The organism is Streptomyces sp. NBC_01012, from assembly GCF_045162755.1.
Lineage (GTDB): Bacteria > Actinomycetota > Actinomycetes > Streptomycetales > Streptomycetaceae > Streptomyces.
The window spans coordinates 73,235-90,732 of record NZ_CP108688.1 but is presented as its reverse complement, the minus strand read 5'-3'; the positions used below and the strand labels follow the sequence as shown (position 1 = coordinate 90,732).

Genomic DNA, 17,498 nt, shown 5'->3' with positions numbered 1-17,498 from the left:
TGTTCCCTCTCCACTCAAGGAGCAGCACCATGAGCAATCCCTTCGAGGACAACGACGCCCGCTTCCTGGTCCTGCGCAACGACGAAGGCCAGTACTCCCTTTGGCCTGCGTTCGCCTCCGTCCCCGACGGCTGGACGACAGTGCACGGGCAGGCGGACCGGCAGGAGTGCCTCGACCACATCGAGGAGCACTGGACCGACATGAGGCCCGCGAGCCTGCTCCGTGCCGACGAAGCCTGACCGGCGCCCGCCATGACCCTTCTCGAACAGACCGGCACCTGGCCGGAGACCGGCGGCCCCGACCTGGCCGACCCGTCGCTGTACCGGGACGGCGACCCGGAGACCCTGTGGGCGCGGCTGCGAGAGCGGTCGCCCGTGTACCGCAACGAGCGTACGGACAAGGAGCCGTTCTGGGCGGTACTCGGACACCGCGAGGCACTCGAAGTGCTGCGCCGCCCGGAGATCTTCGTCTCCGGGCGGGGTATGCGGCTGGACGACTCGCCGGGAGCCACCGAGGCGGCATCGCAGCGCATGCTCATCGTCACCGACCCGCCTCGGCACGCCCGGCTGCGGCACGTCATGAACGCGGCCTTCACGCCGCGCATGGTCGACCGGCTGCGCCACACCGTCCGGGCGACCGCGAGGGAGGTCATCGCGGAGGCGCTCGAGCGCGGCGACTGCGACTTCGTGGACGTCGCGGCCCGGCTGCCGGTGACGGTGATCTGCGATCTGCTCGGAGTGCCGCCCGCGGACCGGTCCTTCATGCTGGACCGCACCATGACGGCATTCGGCCATGCGGGGCCCGGATCCGCCGACCGTGCCGCGGCGGCCCGAGCCCACACGGACATCCTGCTCTACTACGCCGAACTCGCCGAACGGCGGCGGCGTGAACCGGCGGAGGACGTCGTCACCGCGCTGGTCCAGGGAACGGTCGAGGGGCGGCCGCTGACCGACGAGGAGATCTACCTCAACTGTGACGGACTCGTCTCCGGCGGCAACGAGACGACCCGGCACGCCACGGTCGGCGGACTGCTCGCCCTGATGCGGCAGCCCGAGGAGTGGGAGGTCGCCCGCCGTGCGGACCATCCGATGGAGACCACCGCGCAGGAAATCCTCCGGTTCACCAGCCCGGCCATGCACGTCCTGCGCACCGCGGCCCGGGACACGGAACTGGCGGGGCAGCCGGTGCGGGCGGGGGACCGGGTCGCGGTGTGGCTGCCCGCAGCCAATCGCGATCCCGCGGTCTTCCCCCGCCCCGACCACTTCGACGCGCTACGGGCCTCCAACCGGCATGTGGCGCTCGCCCCGGGCGAGCACTACTGCCTGGGTGCCTCCCTGGCCCTCTCCGAGCTCACCATCTTCTTCGAGGAGTTGGTCTCCCGAGTGGAGCTGCCCGAACCGGCGGGCGCGCCGGTCCGGACAGCTTCCAGTCTTGTCCGGGGCTTCGAGTCCCTGCCGGTGCGGCTACAACCGCGGACCCGCTGAGGAGGAGTGCCCCCGCCGGCCGGACACCCCGAGGGCCGCCGTCCGGCCGCGCACGGGCGGCGGCTCATCGAGCACCGAAGGGGCTCCGGTCGTCAGCCCGAGCTCGGCGGCGCGCAGACCGGCCTGGAACCGGGACGAGGCGCCGAGACGCTGCATGACCTCGGAGACATGGCGCCTGAACGTGCGTACGGACATCCCCAGTTCGCGGGCGGTCACCTCGTCGGTGCGGCCGGTGCCCATGAGGTGCAGGACCTGCAGCAGTACGTCGTCCTCCTCGTCGCCGTCCGGGGAGGCGAACCGCATGGCGATGGACCAGTCGGTGGCCCTGCTGAACACCGCGTCGAACAGCGCGCTCAGGGAGTTGACCGTGTGCGGTTCCCTGACCAGCACCGAGTGTGCGGGGTCCCGGTGGACGGCGGGCAGGATCGCCACGGTGCGGTTCAGTACGGCGAAGCCGGGCAGCGGATGCATGGACACCCGTACCTGCGCACTGCTGTGCAGCACGCGCTCCATGCAGCCGATGCGGCAGCTCTCTCCGGGAGCCGCGGTCAGCACACGCAAGGGAGCTCCCCGCTCCAGCAGCCACTCCTGCATCGGCCATGCTCCGCCGTAACTGCAGGAGTAGAGGGAGTTGACGTCGACGTAGGAGAGTTCCGGGGGCGTGCGCCGGGGCTGGGACTGCCAGTGGCTCATCGCGGCGCGGAACGCGTCCTCGGTGCGCAGTGACTCGACCGGGCCCGGACCGGCTCCCCGGCCGCTGTCATGGGCTCTCAGCGCGGACTGGATGAGTGTCTGTGCCTGGGCCAGGGCCGCTCTGACATGGTCGTCGGTAGTGTTGGGGACGGACTCGTGTATGTACGGCTTTTCTTGCGAGAGGCCGCTTACCGGCGTACTCAAAATTCCCCCGTATCGCTTTTTGTTTCTTTATCGTGCTCGTTCTCTCCAGCTGTCGCTCAGTCCATCTATTTCAATGCGATGATACGATAAATCGGTTCCTCATGGCTGCTTTTGAGCCACTCCGTGGGGGTCTTGCAATCTTCACAGGCAGCCGCTGACCCGGGAAAACGCTCTGTTCATATGGAATGCGAGAATCCATATCCGGTGTGCACAGGCGTTTCAGGTAGGCCAAAACACGCCACCACCCGGCAGGGGAGGCGCCCGTCGGCCGCGGTGATCGTCATGGCAGCCCACCGGGGCCCGTCACCGAGCGTCAACACCCGTTCGGCGGACACGCCGGTGCGCCGAACGGCCCCTCCGTTGCGCCACACTGGCCGCCGAATGCCGCAATTCGGTGCGGCGGAGGAGGTTGGCCATGGCCATTTCGATCTCAGTGGTGCTGCTTCTGCTGATTCTCGCAGTGATCTTCCTGCGTAACGGCGGACTCAAGATCTCGCACGCGATCGTCTGCGCCCTGCTGGGATTCCTCCTCGCGAGTACGCGCATGGCTCCCACCATCCATGAGGGGATCACCGCCACCGCGAACGTGGTCAGCGGCCTGAGGCCCTGACCGCACGCACCGTCCGGGTGCGGGAGAATGTCGGTCCGATCGCGGCACAGCACCGCGCGGGACCCGACCGGGGCGTTACCGTCGTCGAAAGGCCCCTGCGCGCGCGCTTCGTCGACATGGCTCGGACCTGACCGGTCCTCGCCACGTACCTGGAGAACGCATTGTCCTTCCCGCCCCCCGGACGGCACTCGGGCGCCGCCCACCACGAGTACTGCAACAACGCCCTGTGCTGCCGCTGCCAGCAGCGGCAGTGGACGACGAAGCTCGGCGACGAACGACTCTGCGGCCCCTGCGCCGCCTGCTGCCGCGACTGCGGCCGGGCACCCGCGCCCTATCTGGACGGGCTCGACGACGGGCTCTGCGCCGAGTGCCGTGGCCGGTGCGGCCGGTGCCAGCGGGTGCTGCCGGCCGAGGGCCCCTGCCCCTGCCGCAAGTGGCGTGAGCGCGCGGCCGGCGATCCCGTCAGCTACATCCTCCAGGCCCTCCCGCAACCGCTCGTCCAGGCACTCGCCCACCGTCATCCCCGTACGGTCCACGACCTGATCCACCAGGAGCTGGGCCGGCGCACCCCCGACCAGCTACTGGAGCGGCTCGAACGCCGGTGGAACGTCCGCTGGTCCCACGCCCTGCACGAGAAGGACGAGGACGGCCGCCGCCGCTGGGCACCGCAGGAGATCGCCGAGGCGCTCGTCGGCCCCGGCCCCTGCGCGAATCCCCAGTGCGAGGACGGCTACCTGATCACCACCGACACACCGTGCGCCCAGTGCCTGCGGCCCACCCACCGTTTCGTCACATCGGTGGCCGACCGGACGGCCACCACGGAACACGCCCGGGCCACCGCCGCGCAGATCAGGCGCGCGCTCCTGGAGGGCCGCTCCACCGAACCAGGCAAGCGGCGTCCGACAGGCTGATTCGGCTCAGGACCTGTCCAGCGCTCCGCGCACCAGTGCGGCGGCGAGTACGGCCGGGTCCTGGCCCTTCGCCAGCCGGATGAGCTCGTCCGGTGCGGTGGGCAGGCCGAGCCGCTCCGCTCCCTGGAGCGCCTTCGTGTCCAGGTAGGGCGATACCTCGGGCCACACCGCCTGCACCTCGCGCAGGAAGATGTCGGCGCCCGCGGGACCTATGCCGGGAAAGCGGCGCAACCCCGCCCGTAGCGAGTCCATGTCGCCGTCGGCCTCCCGGCGCAGCCGCCGCAGGTCACCGCCGTACGCGTCGAGCAGCAGCAGGGCGCCGTCCCCCAGCTGCGTCGCAGTCCGTTCGTCGTACCGGCGGTAGCCGCCCTCGCCCAGTGCGTCGACCCGCTCCTGCCAGGTCGCGTCGGCCATACGGCGCGGGGTGCGCAACCGGTGAGCGAAGAGCGCCCGCGCCGAGGCGACCGCGATCTCCGCCCGGATCCGCGCACTCAGCAGATCGCTCAGGACGAGCAGTTGGTACAGGGGCTGAGGGGTGTCGCGCAGCCGGATGCCCGCCTCGGTGGCGTAGGTGGTGCCGTGCCGCTCCAGCAGTGCGTCCAGAGTCCGGCGGGCGCTCACGTGAATCCGAAGATCCGCGCGATGAAGTACCCCGCGACGACGAGCGAGCCGAACAGCACCAAGGCGGCCCAGAAGGCGGGGTGCTCCCAGATCCCCCCGTCCGGGCGCTCGACATGTGCTTCGCTTATGCAGCCCTCGGCCGGAGGCGTCTCCCCGGGGGGCGTGAGTGAGATAGCCATGCCTCCACCTTCCCTCCACACGGCCAGGTCCGCGAGGGCGGTCGCATCGGGGCGCCGGTGGCGGCACGCGTGCGTCCGTACGGAGTGGGACCGGTCCCCGAAGCGCTGGGGAACCGAGGAACGGGGCACCGTCTAGAAATGCCTGCAGTTTCCACGCCCGAGCCCGTCGTCAAACTCGTCCAGCGCACCGCCGAGCCGGCCGCGGTCCAGACGCTACGGTCGACGGCGGCGGCCGTCATCGCCTTCGCCGTGGCCCAGGCGGTTCTGCCCGACCCCCACCCCTCACCCCTCACCGCCCCCCTCACCGCCCTCCTGGTGGTGCAGGTGACGCTCTACGCCACGCTCACCACCGGTATCCGGCGCGTGAACGCGGTCGTCGTCGGGGTTCTGATCGCCAGTGGATTCAGCGCCCTGGTCGGCCTCAGCTGGTGGAGTCTCGGGCTGACGATCTTCACCGCGCTGCTGATCGGACGCCTGGTACGAGTCAACGAGTTCGTGCCTGAGGTGGCCATCAGCGCGATGCTGGTACTCGGGGTGTCGCAGGTCGCCGTCAGCGCCTGGCTGCGTGTGCTGGAGACGCTGATCGGCGCCGGGGTCGGCCTGCTCTTCAACCTCCTGCTCGCACCGCCCGTCTGGGTCGAGTCGGCGGGCGCCTCCATCGGCGGTCTGGGGGAGCGGATGGGAAAGATGTTCCGGGCCCTGGGCGACGAGATCGGTGGCAACCACCCCGTCGGGGAGGCGGCGGCGCGTCTGCACGAGGCTCGCCGTCTGGACCACGACATCGTGCAGGTCGACGCTTCCCTGAGGCAGGCCGAGGAAAGCCTCATGCTCAACCCTCGCGTCAAGGAGGGGCTGCTCTACCGTGTCGTCCTGCGGACCGGGCTGGACACGCTGGAGATCTGCGCCGTGGTGCTCCGCGTCCTCACCCGTACGCTGACCGACCTCGCCAAGGAGCGCAGGGAGGAAGCGCTCTTCCCCGAGGACGTGGCCATGGACCTGCGGGAACTCTTCGGGCAGATGTCCGACGCCATCGAGGGGTTCGCCCTGATGATCACGACGCCGCTGGCCGAGAGCGGTGAGGAGGCCGAGGAGCGCCTGGCCGACGCACTCGCCCGGAGCCGCACGACGCGCGACCGCGTGGCGAACCTGCTGCTCGAGGACGTCCAGGAACACCCCAGACAGTGGCAGCTGCACGGTGCGCTCCTCGCGGAGGTCGACCGCATCCTCGACGAACTCGACATCGACAAACGCACCGAGCGCCTGGCCGAGGAGCTGGACCGCCGTTCCGCACAGGCCCACGAACGCCACCCGAGGCTGCGGGAGATGTCCCGTCGGCTGCGCGGGGCGAAGCCGACGCGGCGGCGTGCCGGCAAGTGAACGTGGTCAGTCCGCCGAACGGCGGCGGCCCGCCTCACCGTGCCGCGTACGGCGCCGGTGGCTGGTGTCGCACCACGGGTACATCCGGCTGCGCCGGCACATGCACAGGGCCACCACGAACCGCTCGGAGACAGCCACGCTGCCGTCCGCACAGGTGACCTCCACCGGTCCCTCGACCAGAAGCGGCCCCTCGTCGCCCAGGACGATCCGGCACGGGCGTTCAGTCCTGTCCGGCACGGATCACCACCAGCTCCTCCGTCGTCTCGCCCACGTCCACCATCCCCGTCTCCCGGAGCCACCGGAGTCTGGAGCGCAGCACGGGTCCGAGGGGCACCAGAGCGCGGTCACTGACACCGGCCCGCAGTCCCGCGTCGGACAGACGTCTCAGGGTCGCCTCGCTGTCGCACAGGCCGGAGTGGACGAGGAGCAGCCGTCCGCCGGGACGCAGCGCCGCCGGGACGGTCTCACAGATCCTGTCCAGGAGCGCACGGCCGTCGCGCCCTGCCTCCCAGGCCAGCGCCGCACCGTGCCCGGGGAGCCGGCCCAGGGGTGAGGGCACGTAGGGCGGGTTGCAGATCACCAGGTCGTAGGAGCGGCCCCGCAGTTCCGAGAGGAGATCGCTGCGCCGCACGGTGATGCGCCGGCGGTGCATCAGTGCGTTCAGCCGGGCTGTCATCAGGGCACGCCACGCGACGTCCACGGCCGTCACTCGCGCCCCCAGCCGCGCCGCGTGCAGGGCGAGGGCGCCGCTGCCCGTACCGACATCCAGGACTTCGGCGCCCGGACCGATGTCCTCCCGGTCCAGCGCCGCCATGAGCAGGCGGGTGTCGTGCTGGGGCGCGTACACCCCTGGGAGGGTCATCAAGCGGGCGGTGCGGGCGTCCTCGGCCGTGTCTGCGGACATCTGCGGCTCCCTTCGGGACTTCACCTGCGGGTGCGGATCAGTACGACGGTTCAGGCCTGCCAGTCCGCCAGCAACCGGTCCCCGAGCCGGTCCTCCAGAAAGGAGGTGGCGGTGATGCCGAACGCGATGTCGGCCGCCAGCGCGGGTTCGTCGTCGAGCAGACCGCCGATCACGTCGCGTCGCACCACCTGCTCGTGCACCGCGTCCGCCTCGACGTGCTCGGTGTAGAAGAACTCGGCCGCGGGGCCGGCGCCGGTGCGTTTCATGGCGTCGGCGAGGCGCCGCGACGCGGGCGACGAGGTGATCTCGACAGCCGCGAAGTGACCCACCGACGCTCCGCGCAGCCGACGGTGCAGGCCGAACAGGGACATCAGATTCACCAGGGCGAGCATGGGGGCGCAGCCCTCGTCCAGATAGCGGCCGTACGCGGTGTCGAGGCCCAGATCGGTCATGAGGTCGGCGAACAGCTGGGCGTGGACACGATCCGCGCGCCCTGCGCCGAACTCGTCGTACTCGATGGCGGCCATGCCCGCCTTCGCCCGCCCGCTGAGCCGGGGCAGCACCCAGGCATGCGGGTCGGCCTCCTTGAGGTGGTACAGCGAACGCTGCTTGGCGTACGCGCGAAGATGGCGCAGCTCGCCCCGGGTCTGCAGGAACCACGGGACGCCGGACCCGCGCACCGGTTCGACCAGGAGGCCGTCCAGGACCTCGTCCAGACTCGCCGTCGCCGGTGCGTCGTGCCGCAGAGCCGTCAGGAAACGGTCCTCCATCGCCGCACGCACCGCGAGCAGCGGAGGGTCCCACTCCAGCGCGGGGCTCACGCCGCCGAAGCCGCGGTAGTGCAGCTCGTAGCAGACGTACAGGGCGAGCTGAAGGTCGTCGCCGTACGGCTCGGCGGCGCGAGCGGTGCCCGGGTCCGGCAGAGCGCCGCCGTCCCGCAGGAAAGCGGTCACCGCGGCGGACAGCACTCCACGCGGTCGCGGAAGGGATGGCTCTGAGGACGGGGCTGCGCGGTGAGGCGACATGGCTTCCCTCCTGGCCCGGCATGCCCCGGAGCCACATGAACAACCGTGATCGACTGTACGCCGGACACCCGCGACCAGCCCGTCCACACCGGGCGCCCCCGGGCGCGCACCGGCCGTGGCGCTACCGCCGCCCCTTCCCACCCGTCCAGTCCAGGAGCCGCTCCACGGGCCAGGTGGTGACGATCCGGTCCGCCGGTACGCCGCACTCCTCCGCCCTGGCGCATCCGTAGAGCTGCCAGTCCAGCTGGCCCGGCGCGTGCGCGTCGGTGTCGACCGAGAGAAGCGCGCCCGACGCGACCGCCTGCCGGAGCAGGGCGCGCGGGGGATCGAGGCGCTCCGGGCGGCAGTTGATCTCCACCGCCGTCCCGGCCTCCGCGCACGCCGCGAAGACCCGCTCGGCGTCGAACTCCGACGCGGGCCGCTTCTTGCCTCCGACGAGCCGCCCGGTGCAGTGCCCCAGGATGTCGGCGTGCGGGTCGCGCACGGCGGCGAGCATCCGCTCGGTCATCGCCGCCGCGTCCATACGCAGCTTCGAGTGCACCGAGACGACCACCACGTCGAGCCGCTCCAGCACGTCGGGGTCCTGGTCCAGCGAGCCGTCGGGAAGGATGTCGCACTCGATACCGGTGAGCAGCCGGAAAGGCGCCCACCGCTCGTTGAGATCCGCCACGACGGACAACTGATCAAGGAGGCGTTCCGTGGAGAGCCCGTTGGCCACGGTCAGCCTGGGGGAGTGGTCCGTGAGCACCGCCCAGTCATGGCCCAGCCCGGCCGCCGTACGGCCCATCTCCGCGATGGAGCTGCCCCCGTCGGACCAGTCCGAGTGCATGTGGCAGTCACCGCGCAGTGCGGCCAGGAGCGTTTCTCCGCCTGGGACCGGCGGCGTCGCGGCCTCTTCCTCCAGCGCTTCGAGATATCCCGGAGTCGCGCCCTCCACCGCCTCGCGGATCACCTTGGCCGTCTTCGGACCGATGCCGCGTACCGTCTCCAGCGAACCGTGCGCCACCCGCCGGGCGACCTCGTCCCCGTCCATGGAGCTGATCGCCTCCGCCGCCGTACGGAAGGCCTTCACCCGGTAGGTGGCCGCCTGGGACCGCTCCAGCAGGAACGCGATCCGCCGCAGGGCGTCTGCCGGCTCCATGTCAGGGCCGCGCGGTGTGCTGGTGGTGCCCGTGTGTACGGCGGGCTTCCTTCATCTCCGCCTCGTAGAGATGGCGCCGCCCTCCCACGAGCTCCGTGCGCACCCTCTCCTCGACCGCGACGAACGGCCGGTAGTACGTGGCGTCGTACGCCTCGACGAGCTGGAACGTCCAGCAGCCGGGTACGACGTTGCGGCCGATGATCTCCTGCTCCACCAGGTCGGCCTGCTCCGCGTGGCCGCCCATCCGGAGCAGCTCCACCGCCCGGTCGAGCGTCAGATCCGCGCCGCCCGTGAGCTGGTGGAAGCCGTAGAGCTGCCCCCGGGCACGCTCCACCCCCTCCAGCGCCTCCGCCAGCGCCCCCACCGCCTCGACGGTCGTGTCGTCGACCCCGGGAGGCCGCACATGCTCTTCATCGGGCCCGGTGGGGCCACGGCTCTCACTCATGCATACGACTGTGCACATGTCCCGGACGATGCGTCCCGCCGGAACGGCGAAAGGGTGAGCGCAGACCGTGCGGCAGAGGGGTACCGCCCGCACTGCCGCCCTCATCGACGACATGTCTCAGCATGTTTGAGGAGGGAAGGGCGGGGCAAAGCCCCAGTGGCGCGGGAGCGCTCCCACGCCAAGTACCCCACCTGATCCGGAATGGAGTTCGCACCATGATCTGTCATGATCGCGTCAATATGAGCGGCTGGGCGCTCCGCCTCGCCGGCGTGTTCGTCGCAGCCGTTCTCTGTCTCCTCCCGTGGACGGGCACCGCCAACGCCCACGGCTCCGTCGTCGACCCGGCCTCACGCAACTACGGCTGCTGGCTGCGCTGGGGCGATGACTTCCAGAACCCGGCCATGGAGCAGGAAGACCCCATGTGCTGGCAGGCGTGGCAGGCCGACCCGAATGCCATGTGGAACTGGAACGGGCTGTACCGCAACGGGTCCGGCGGCGACTTCCCCGGCGTCGTACCCGACGGTCAGCTGTGCAGCGGCGGCCGGACGGAGAGCGGACGGTACGACGCCCTCGACACCGTGGGCCCGTGGCAGACCACCGACATCACCGGCGACTTCACGGTGAAGCTGTACGACCAGGCCAGCCATGGCGCCGACTACTTCCAGGTGTACGTCACGCAGCAGGGTTTCGATCCCGCCACGGAGGCGCTGACGTGGGACGACCTCCAGCTTGTCGCCGAGACCGGCAGCTACGGCCCCAGTGAGAACTACGAGATCCCCGTGAGCACCTCAGGCCTCAGCGGCCGTCATGTGGTCTACACGATCTGGCAGGCCTCACACATGGACCAGACGTACTTCCTCTGCAGCGACGTGAACTTCACCTGATCCCGCGCCGTCCACGTCCCCTGGCCCCGTCGGCCGCTCACACCGACGGGGCCTCGAACGACCGTGCGTCCGCGTGTGTGTGCGTCCGCCGTGTGATCGATTGGCGGTCGGGTCCTGCCCGTCCTAACGTCGACGAGTGAACACTTCTGTTCACTGCTGACTCGTACGGCACTCATACCATGACCGGATCACGAGAGAAGTCTGCGTCGATTGCCGCATCCCCGGAGCGGGGCCACGGCAAGGGGATCGCCCTGCTCGTGATCGCCTCGTGCCAGCTGATGGTGGTACTCGACGTCACCATCGTCAACATCGCTCTCCCGCACATCCAGAGATCTCTCGGCTTCTCGACCGAGAGTCTGTCGTGGGTGATCAACGCCTACACCCTGACCTTCGGCGGGCTGCTCCTGCTCGGCGGGCGCCTGGGCGACATTCTCGGGCGCCGCAGGGTCTTCATGTTCGGTGTGCTGCTCTTCGTGCTGGCCTCGCTGCTGGGCGGTCTCTCGCAGGAGTCCTGGCAACTGCTCGCAGCGCGTTCGCTGCAGGGCATCGGCGGTGCGATCGCCTCACCGACCGCGCTCTCCCTCATCACCACGACCTTCCGCGAAGGACCCGATCGGAACCGGGCGTTCGGTGTGTTCGCCGCCGTGTCCGCGGGCGGCAGCGCGATCGGGCTGCTCGCCGGCGGGGTGCTCGTGGAGTGGCTCGACTGGCGCTGGGTGCTCTTCGTCAACGTGCCCATCGGTCTGCTGATCGCACTGGCGACACCCCGTCACATCAAGGAGTCCGAGCGCCACCCCGGCCACTTCGACCTCCTCGGGGCGCTCACCTGCACGCTCGGCATGGTGATGCTCGTCTACGGCTTCATCCGTGCCTCCGAGGACGGCTGGAGCGACGGGTTCACCCTGGCGTCCTTCGGCGGCGCCGTGGTGTTCCTGTTCGTCTTCCTGACCGTCGAGCGCCGGTCGAGGCAGCCCATCACCCCGCTGCACATGTTCGGTGACCGCAACCGCGCCGGTGCCTACGGGATGATGCTGTGCCTGGCCGCGGCGATGTTCGGGATGTTCTTCTTCCTGACCCTCTTCGTGCAGAACATCCTCGACTTCAGCCCGCTGCGGGCAGGGCTGGCCTTCCTGCCGGTGAGTGTGGTCATCGCGATCACAGCGGGAATCGCGTCTCGACTGCTGCCCAGGTGGGGCCCCAAGCCGTTCATGGTGACCGGCGCGATCCTGGCGGCGGCGGGGCTCGCCTGGCTCACCCGAACCGATGTCGACAGCACGTACCTCGGCAGCCTCCTCGGTCCGATCCTGGTCTTCGGCTCCGGCATGGGCATGCAGTTCGTGTCGCTGACCCTGATGGCGGTCTCGGGTGTGGAGCCGAGGGAGGCGGGGGCAGCCTCCGGAGTCCTCAACACCACCCAGCAGGTCGGGGGCTCACTGGGGCTGTCCATTCTGGTCACGGTGTTCGGTACGGCCAGCCGCAACGAGGCGAAGGACCAGATCTCCCGCTTCATGGCCGAGGCGACCCCCGCGCAGCAGTTGCGGTTCCGCAGGACCGGGCAGCTCCCCGCGCCATGGGGCGACCAGGTACTGGCTTCCGGCGTCTCGAGCGCGTTCACCGTCGCCGCCGCCGTCTCCGTCATCGCGGCGCTGATCGCACTGTTCGTCATCCAGGTCCGGGCGTCCGACCTGGAACGGCTGAGGGGCGGAGGGGGCGCAGGGCCGCCGATGCCCGCGCAGGACGGCCCGGGAGAAGCCGTGACCGAAGACGGCACCGAGGGGCCGGGCGGCAGTGGCGACCCGCGCGACGCCGGCACTCCGGCACAAGAGCGCGACACCGGCGAAGGCCCTCCTCGTCCCCCGCCACCCGGGTGAGGAGGGTGCGAGGAGACCCGCCCCTGCCGCGAGGGCGGATCACCCGAGCAGGTTGACGAGACGGATGTAGCGCACCCAGTCCCAGTTCGCCCCGGGGTCGGTGTGATCGCTGCCCGGCACCTCGTGATGGCCGATGATGTGCGCCCGGTCCTTGGTCAGGCCGTAGCGGTCGCAGATGTCCGCCGTGAGTCGCGCCGACCGCTCGTACATCGTGGGCGTGAAGTACGACGGTTGATCGATCCAGCCCTCGTGCTCGATACCGATGCTGCGGGTGTTGAAGTCCCAGTTCCCCGCGTGCCAGGCGATGTCACGCTCCCGCACGCACTGGGCCACGAATCCGTCCCCCGAGCGCACCACGTAATGGGCGGACACCGCCTTGGCCGGATTCTGGAAGATACCGACCGTCTCGGTGAACGTCTGCTGGGCGACATGGATGATGACACGCTCGACCGGATACTCCGAGGGACGGCTCGACACCGTGTAGTTGGATGTCGACGCGGGAGACCACTGCGCACCCGGGTGGTCCGTGTCCGCCGCCTGCTCGGCACCGGCCCGCGCCGAGGCAGGAAGGAGCGCCGCGGCGGCCGTGACCGCGGCGCCCTGGATGATCCGTCTTCGCTGCATCGGCACTCCTGTCGGTGCGGGGAGCCGGGTCGGCCCTCCACGGCACAACACGCGCCTCCCCACCGTGCGGTTCCGCGCGGTGCGGGAGCCGGGGTTGTGCCGATGGCCGTGACCGTGCGACCGCCCCTCAGGAGCTGGAGAGCATCCCGGCCAGCGCGGCCGCCGGATCGTCCTCCGCCGGTCCGGCCGGCACCCACCTGCCCCGCTCCTTGGCGTAGGGCCACCAGCGCCCGTCGCGCCCGTAACGCAGCTGGGCACCCGAACCGACCACGGTCCAGCGGTTGCCCGACGCACGCAGTCGCGGGCCCTCGCCCTCCTCCCACGCCGAGGAGAGACGCCCCCGGGCTCGGGCGAGATCGTCCGGGCCCGGCAGCCACTCCTCCTCGCAGACCGCCAGCGCGGCTGTGCCGCCGTACCTCCAGGCCCGCACCGCGACGTCCAGCCCCGCCGGTCCGCGACCGGCCACCGCGCCGAGCCGCGCCGTGAGACGGGCCTCCGGTCGGCCGTCGGCGGCCATCCTCACGGCGTCCTGCTCCGGCGTCGGACCGGCTGCCGGGGGCCGCTGTCCGTGACCGTCGGAGAGCGCCTCCACCAGCATCGCGAACGCCCGTACGGCACTGTCCGCGGCCAGGAACTCCAGAGCCGAGGGGTCGACACCCGCGATCGGGTCCGTCTCCGCGTCCAGCGACTGCGCCGGTCCGGGCTCCGCGGGCAGAGGCGGGGGAGGGGGCAGCGGCGGCAGGATGCCCCGCGCCGCGTACGCCTCGTCGGCCAGCACCCCGCGTGACGCCGGCCCGTCGGGCTGATCGTCCGCCGGTGCCTCGTCAGCCGTCCCCCGTACCGCGCGGGCGGCACTTCGCATCTGCAACTCATCGAGCAGTCGCCGCTCGTCCCGCCCCCGCAACAGCAGCAGCACGAAGGGGTCCTGGTCGAGCAGCCGCGCCACCTGATAGCACAGGGCGCCCGAATGCGGACAGTGGTCCCAGGCCTCGCAGCTGCACTCCGGCTCCAGGTCGCCGATCCCCGGCAGCAGATCCAGCCCGGCGGCCGCCGCGTCCTCCACCAGATGGGGTGGCATCTCCCGGTCGAGCAGCGCGGCGATGTGCCCGGAGCGTTCGGACGCCATGTCCAGGAAGCGGTCCCATTCCTCCTCGGTCAGCTCCTGGAGGAGCACATCACTGCGGTACGCCGTCGAGTCGGGGTCCTTCACGACCGCGGTGAGCCGACCGGGCCGTACGGACACCGCACCGACCCTGCCCTCCCGGGCCAGTCTCCGCCCCCTCTTGAGCTGTCCACCGTCGAGCGCGGTGTCCTCCAGAGCCTTCAGCCACGCCTGCCCCCACCAGGACGAGGCGAATCCACGTCCCTGTGCGGGCGGAAGCGCGGCGAACGTGCGCTCCGGCTCGTAACCCTCGCTCATCGTGCGCCCCCTCGCAGCTCGACCAGCTCGGCCAGCTCCGCATCGCTCAGTTCCGTCAACGCGGCCTCCCCGCTGCCGAGTACCGCGTCCGCGAGCCCCTGCTTCCGGGCCAGCATGGCGGCGATCCTGTCCTCGATGGTGCCCTCGGCGATCAGCCGGTGCACCTGCACCGGCTGGGTCTGCCCGATCCGGTACGCACGGTCGGTGGCCTGTGCCTCCACCGCCGGATTCCACCAGCGGTCGAAGTGCACCACATGACCTGCCCTGGTGAGGTTGAGCCCCGTACCCGCGGCCTTGAGTGACAGCAGGAACACCGGTGCCTCGCCCGCCTGGAACCGGTTCACCATGGTCTCCCTTTCGGCGACCGGCGTCCCGCCGTGCAGGAACTGGGTGAGCACCCCGCGGGCCGACAGATGCTGCTCCAGGAGCCGCGCCATCTGTACGTACTGGGTGAACACGAGCACGCTCGCGCCTTCGGCGAGGATCGTGTCGAGCAGCTCGTCCAGCAGCTCCACCTTCCCCGAGCGGTCCACGATGCGCGGCTGTTCCTCCTTGAGGTACTGCGCCGGGTGGTTGCAGATCTGCTTGAGCGCTGTCAGCAGCTTCATGACCAGCCCCCGCCGTGCGAAGCCGTCCGCGCCGGAGATCGCATCCAGTGTTTCCCGCACCACGGCCTCGTACAGCCCGGTCTGCTCCGCCGTCAGGGACACCGCGCGGTCGGTCTCCGTCTTCGGTGGAAGCTCCGGTGCGATGCCCGGGTCGGACTTGTGACGCCGCAGGAGGAACGGGCGCACCAGCGAGGCGAGCCTTTCGGCCGCGGCGGGATCGTTGCCTCCCTCCACCGCGCTCGCGTAACGCGTACGGAACGTGCCGAGCCGCCCCAGCAGTCCGGGGGTCGTCCAGTCCAGGATCGCCCACAGTTCGGAAAGGTTGTTCTCCACCGGGGTTCCGGTGAGGGCGACACGCGCGCGCCCACCGATGGTGCGCAACTGCCGGGCCGTCGCCGAGTGCGGGTTCTTGACGTGTTGCGCCTCGTCGGCGACGACCATGCCCCACGACGCCTGCGCCAGCCGCGCCGCGTCGAGCCGCATGGTGCCGTAGGTGGTGAGGACGAACTCGCCGTCCACCAGGCCCTCCAGGGAGCGCGACGCGCCGTGGAAGCGCCGCACCGGTGTCCCAGGGGCGAACTTCTCGATCTCCCGCTGCCAGTTCCCCATCAGCGAGGTCGGGCACACCACGAGTGTGGGCCCGGCGGCGGATTCGGTGCCCTGTCGGTGCAGGTGCAAAGCGATCAGCATGATCGTCTTGCCGAGCCCCATGTCGTCGGCGAGACAGCAGCCCAGGCCGAGCGAGGTCATGGTGTGCAGCCAGTTCAGGCCACGCAGTTGATAGTCGCGCAGGCTCGCGTCGAGAGCGTCCGGCTGCCCGACCGTCCCGTGGTCCCCCTGCTCGGGATACGCGATCCTCTCGCGCAGCCGCTCGAGCCAGCCCGTCGCCGCCACCTCGACCCGGTGCCCGTCGACGTCGGTGCTCCCGGTCAGCACGGCTCCCAGCGCGTCGACAGGGGTGACTTCGCGGTCCCGGGTGCCGCGTGCCCGACGGGCGGCGTCCGGATCGACGAGCACCCACTGGTCGTGCAGTCTGACCAGCGGTCTTCCCGCCTCCGCCAGCCGGTCGAGCTCGGCCCGGCTCAGCTCCCTGTCACCCAGTGCGAACCGCCAGTCGAACGCCAGAGCCGCGTCGGCCGACAGGAAGGACGGCATGCCCCCGCCGGTCCGTCCGGCCGTCCCGGCGCCGTCGTCCCGCGGGCCGATCACCGCACGCGCGGTGAGCTTCCTCCCCAGCTCCTTCGGCCAGTGCACCTGCACACCCGTCGCGGCGAGCGCCCTCGCCGCTGGGCCCAGCAGTTCCGCGATCTCTTCGTCGGCGGGCTCCACCGCGTCCGGAACCGCCGCCGACAGCAGGGGCGTCAGCGGCGGCCAGGCGCGGGCGGCGCGCCGCAGGGCGAGCAGGGCGTCCATACGCGCACGCGGACCGAACCGCGCTACGGCCGGGGAGCGGTCGGCCCATACATCCGCCGCGTCGGCGACCAGGGCCGGATCCTGGACGCTGTGGATCTGCGTCACCACACGGAACGAAGGAGCCTCATCGGCGTCCTCCACGCCCGTCGCGTCGCCGAGACCCAGAACCTCGACACGCAGGGAGAGCCGCACCCCCGCATCGTGTCCCGCGGCCACATCGGCCGCCCACGGCCGCAGCCCCGGCAGATGCTGCGCGGCCGACGCGGTGAACGCCGGTGTGCCCGTGACGAATTCGGCCGCCGGAGTACGCGGCAGGCCGTCGGCCACCGCGTCGAGGAACGACCGCAGCAACGCTTCCGGCTCCGCCAGCATCACCGGACCGTCCGGCACGTCGAGCGGCACCGCGTGGGCCTGGGGCGGCATGGAGGCCGCCAGCACGCGGATCCGCTCGATGTCGTCCGTGCTCAACGGGCCGGCCCGCCAGGCATCACGGTCCGTGGGGCTCAGCCCGGGCAGCAGCAGTCCACGCGCGACGAGTTGGAGCGCGAGCACTCCGGCAGCGCCCCAGAAAGCCGCCGACGGAGAGGCGTGTGAGTCCGCCCGCGCCCTGGTCAGGACCGGCAGAGCGTCCCGCACGGGTAGCAGCAACGCCGGGACCGCGTACGGGCGGACGTCACTTCCTACGACCGTCAGATCGGCCGGACTGCTTGTATGGCCGGGAGGGGTGCTACCGTCCGCATTCCAGAACGCGATCAGGCCGGTACGGGCCGGATCCGCGGGGAGGAAGACTGCGGAGCAGCGGGACAGTTCAGAGATCTCGTTGAGCGTTACCGCAGGGAGCCTGTGCACAGCGATGTCAGATTCCTCAAATTTGACTAGTGAGCCCGGGGTTCGCCGAGGGTACTCCACCCACGGCACATTCCGGGAGAAGTGCCCAGTGATCCACCTCACTCATTTCTGCCTTCTGAAGCCCGAGGTACAGCCCGCCCCACCATCGGACACGGGGGATTGCCCCCGCATGGCCGGGGTGATGGCGCCATGGCTCCCTCAGGCCCGCTCTCCGTACGTTTGACGAGGTCAGCGC

The 17,498-nt window shown here is 70.7% G+C and carries 18 protein-coding genes; 7 read left to right on the top strand and 11 right to left on the bottom strand.

Annotation, left to right across the window (positions count from 1 at the left end):
- The first annotated feature begins 29 nt into the window (after positions 1 to 29).
- The gene (locus tag OG623_RS00420) at positions 30 to 239 is read left to right on the top strand and encodes an MbtH family protein (protein WP_406143198.1); all 210 of its coding nucleotides are present in this window, start codon (positions 30 to 32) and stop codon (positions 237 to 239) included.
- 12 nt (positions 240 to 251) lie between these two features.
- Positions 252 to 1,484: a cytochrome P450 gene (locus OG623_RS00415; RefSeq protein WP_406143197.1), complete on the top strand. Its 1,233-nt coding sequence runs from the start codon at positions 252 to 254 to the stop codon at positions 1,482 to 1,484.
- On the opposite strand, the gene OG623_RS00410 is transcribed toward OG623_RS00415, so the two are convergent.
- Positions 1,464 to 2,381 (bottom strand): response regulator transcription factor, encoded by a 918-nt coding sequence (locus OG623_RS00410; protein ID WP_406143196.1) that lies wholly within the window; start codon positions 2,379 to 2,381, stop codon positions 1,464 to 1,466. The genes OG623_RS00415 and OG623_RS00410 overlap by 21 nt on opposite strands.
- A 415-nt stretch (positions 2,382 to 2,796) precedes the next feature.
- Between OG623_RS00410 and OG623_RS00405 the strand changes: the two genes are divergently transcribed.
- Together OG623_RS00405 and OG623_RS00400 are read left to right on the top strand one after the other, a co-directional pair.
- On the top strand, positions 2,797 to 2,991 hold the full coding sequence (locus tag OG623_RS00405) for a hypothetical protein (RefSeq protein WP_362895531.1): 195 nt from the start codon (positions 2,797 to 2,799) through the stop codon (positions 2,989 to 2,991).
- A 161-nt stretch (positions 2,992 to 3,152) separates the two neighbouring features.
- Entirely contained in the window at positions 3,153 to 3,902 is a 750-nt protein-coding gene (locus OG623_RS00400) for a hypothetical protein (RefSeq protein ID WP_406143194.1), read from the top strand.
- Between the two features lie 6 nt (positions 3,903 to 3,908).
- Here the strand turns inward: OG623_RS00400 and OG623_RS00395 are convergent, their stop codons facing one another.
- Positions 3,909 to 4,523 carry an endonuclease gene (locus OG623_RS00395; RefSeq protein ID WP_406143193.1) on the bottom strand — a complete coding sequence of 205 codons (615 nt, stop codon included), beginning with the start codon at positions 4,521 to 4,523 and terminating at the stop codon, positions 3,909 to 3,911.
- Positions 4,520 to 4,702, bottom strand: coding sequence for a DUF6480 family protein (locus OG623_RS00390; protein WP_406143191.1), 183 nt, complete (start codon positions 4,700 to 4,702; stop codon positions 4,520 to 4,522). Before OG623_RS00390 ends, OG623_RS00395 begins: the two co-directional genes overlap by 4 nt.
- 138 nt (positions 4,703 to 4,840) lie before the next feature.
- Between OG623_RS00390 and OG623_RS00385 the strand changes: the two genes are divergently transcribed.
- Positions 4,841 to 6,079 (top strand): FUSC family protein, encoded by a 1,239-nt coding sequence (locus tag OG623_RS00385; RefSeq protein WP_406143189.1) that lies wholly within the window; start codon positions 4,841 to 4,843, stop codon positions 6,077 to 6,079.
- A gap of 6 nt (positions 6,080 to 6,085) precedes the next feature.
- Here OG623_RS00385 and OG623_RS00380 read toward each other — a convergent pair whose 3' ends face one another.
- The 5 genes from OG623_RS00380 to OG623_RS00360 all read right to left on the bottom strand — a co-directional run bounded on the left by OG623_RS00380 (position 6,086) and on the right by OG623_RS00360 (position 9,594).
- Entirely contained in the window at positions 6,086 to 6,316 is a 231-nt protein-coding gene (locus OG623_RS00380) for a CDGSH iron-sulfur domain-containing protein (protein WP_406143187.1), read from the bottom strand.
- The gene (locus OG623_RS00375) at positions 6,300 to 6,983 is read right to left on the bottom strand and encodes a HemK2/MTQ2 family protein methyltransferase (protein ID WP_406143186.1); all 684 of its coding nucleotides are present in this window, start codon (positions 6,981 to 6,983) and stop codon (positions 6,300 to 6,302) included. The genes OG623_RS00380 and OG623_RS00375 overlap by 17 nt, the downstream gene beginning before the upstream one ends.
- Before the next feature lie 50 nt (positions 6,984 to 7,033).
- Complete coding sequence (locus OG623_RS00370) at positions 7,034 to 8,008, bottom strand: iron-containing redox enzyme family protein (protein ID WP_406143184.1); 975 nt, start codon at positions 8,006 to 8,008, stop codon at positions 7,034 to 7,036.
- Between the two features lie 121 nt (positions 8,009 to 8,129).
- Positions 8,130 to 9,149 carry a PHP domain-containing protein gene (locus OG623_RS00365; RefSeq protein ID WP_406143183.1) on the bottom strand — a complete coding sequence of 340 codons (1,020 nt, stop codon included), beginning with the start codon at positions 9,147 to 9,149 and terminating at the stop codon, positions 8,130 to 8,132.
- 1 nt (position 9,150) lies between these two features.
- Positions 9,151 to 9,594 carry a hypothetical protein gene (locus OG623_RS00360; protein WP_406143181.1) on the bottom strand — a complete coding sequence of 148 codons (444 nt, stop codon included), beginning with the start codon at positions 9,592 to 9,594 and terminating at the stop codon, positions 9,151 to 9,153.
- 215 nt (positions 9,595 to 9,809) lie between these two features.
- Between OG623_RS00360 and OG623_RS00355 the strand changes: the two genes are divergently transcribed.
- Both OG623_RS00355 and OG623_RS00350 read left to right on the top strand, forming a co-directional pair.
- Positions 9,810 to 10,478 (top strand): lytic polysaccharide monooxygenase, encoded by a 669-nt coding sequence (locus OG623_RS00355; protein WP_406143179.1) that lies wholly within the window; start codon positions 9,810 to 9,812, stop codon positions 10,476 to 10,478.
- Positions 10,479 to 10,657: 179 nt separating this feature from the next.
- Entirely contained in the window at positions 10,658 to 12,349 is a 1,692-nt protein-coding gene (locus OG623_RS00350; protein WP_406143177.1) for an MFS transporter, read from the top strand.
- A 39-nt stretch (positions 12,350 to 12,388) separates the two neighbouring features.
- Here OG623_RS00350 and OG623_RS00345 read toward each other — a convergent pair whose 3' ends face one another.
- The 3 genes from OG623_RS00345 to OG623_RS00335 form a co-directional block, all read right to left on the bottom strand.
- The gene (locus OG623_RS00345; protein WP_406143176.1) at positions 12,389 to 12,973 is read right to left on the bottom strand and encodes an N-acetylmuramoyl-L-alanine amidase; all 585 of its coding nucleotides are present in this window, start codon (positions 12,971 to 12,973) and stop codon (positions 12,389 to 12,391) included.
- Between the two features lie 127 nt (positions 12,974 to 13,100).
- Entirely contained in the window at positions 13,101 to 14,393 is a 1,293-nt protein-coding gene (locus OG623_RS00340) for an SWF or SNF family helicase (RefSeq protein ID WP_406143175.1), read from the bottom strand.
- Positions 14,390 to 17,263 (bottom strand): DEAD/DEAH box helicase, encoded by a 2,874-nt coding sequence (locus OG623_RS00335; protein WP_406143174.1) that lies wholly within the window; start codon positions 17,261 to 17,263, stop codon positions 14,390 to 14,392. The genes OG623_RS00340 and OG623_RS00335 overlap by 4 nt, the downstream gene beginning before the upstream one ends.
- Positions 17,264 to 17,498: the final 235 nt, after the last annotated feature.

Bases quoted from the DNA above. Each gene is read 5' to 3' on its own strand.
- OG623_RS00420 (WP_406143198.1), top strand. From the start codon at position 30: ATGAGCAATCCCTTCGAGGACAACGACGCCCGCTTCCTGGTCCTGCGC.
- OG623_RS00415 (WP_406143197.1), top strand. From the start codon at position 252: ATGACCCTTCTCGAACAGACCGGCACCTGGCCGGAGACCGGCGGCCCC.
- OG623_RS00405 (WP_362895531.1), top strand. From the start codon at position 2,797: ATGGCCATTTCGATCTCAGTGGTGCTGCTTCTGCTGATTCTCGCAGTG.
- OG623_RS00390 (WP_406143191.1), bottom strand. From the start codon at position 4,702: ATGGCTATCTCACTCACGCCCCCCGGGGAGACGCCTCCGGCCGAGGGC.
- OG623_RS00385 (WP_406143189.1), top strand. From the start codon at position 4,841: ATGCCTGCAGTTTCCACGCCCGAGCCCGTCGTCAAACTCGTCCAGCGC.
- OG623_RS00375 (WP_406143186.1), bottom strand. From the start codon at position 6,983: ATGTCCGCAGACACGGCCGAGGACGCCCGCACCGCCCGCTTGATGACC.
- OG623_RS00370 (WP_406143184.1), bottom strand. From the start codon at position 8,008: ATGTCGCCTCACCGCGCAGCCCCGTCCTCAGAGCCATCCCTTCCGCGA.
- OG623_RS00365 (WP_406143183.1), bottom strand. From the start codon at position 9,149: ATGGAGCCGGCAGACGCCCTGCGGCGGATCGCGTTCCTGCTGGAGCGG.
- OG623_RS00360 (WP_406143181.1), bottom strand. From the start codon at position 9,594: ATGAGTGAGAGCCGTGGCCCCACCGGGCCCGATGAAGAGCATGTGCGG.
- OG623_RS00355 (WP_406143179.1), top strand. From the start codon at position 9,810: ATGATCTGTCATGATCGCGTCAATATGAGCGGCTGGGCGCTCCGCCTC.
- OG623_RS00350 (WP_406143177.1), top strand. From the start codon at position 10,658: ATGACCGGATCACGAGAGAAGTCTGCGTCGATTGCCGCATCCCCGGAG.
- OG623_RS00345 (WP_406143176.1), bottom strand. From the start codon at position 12,973: ATGCAGCGAAGACGGATCATCCAGGGCGCCGCGGTCACGGCCGCCGCG.
- OG623_RS00340 (WP_406143175.1), bottom strand. From the start codon at position 14,393: ATGAGCGAGGGTTACGAGCCGGAGCGCACGTTCGCCGCGCTTCCGCCC.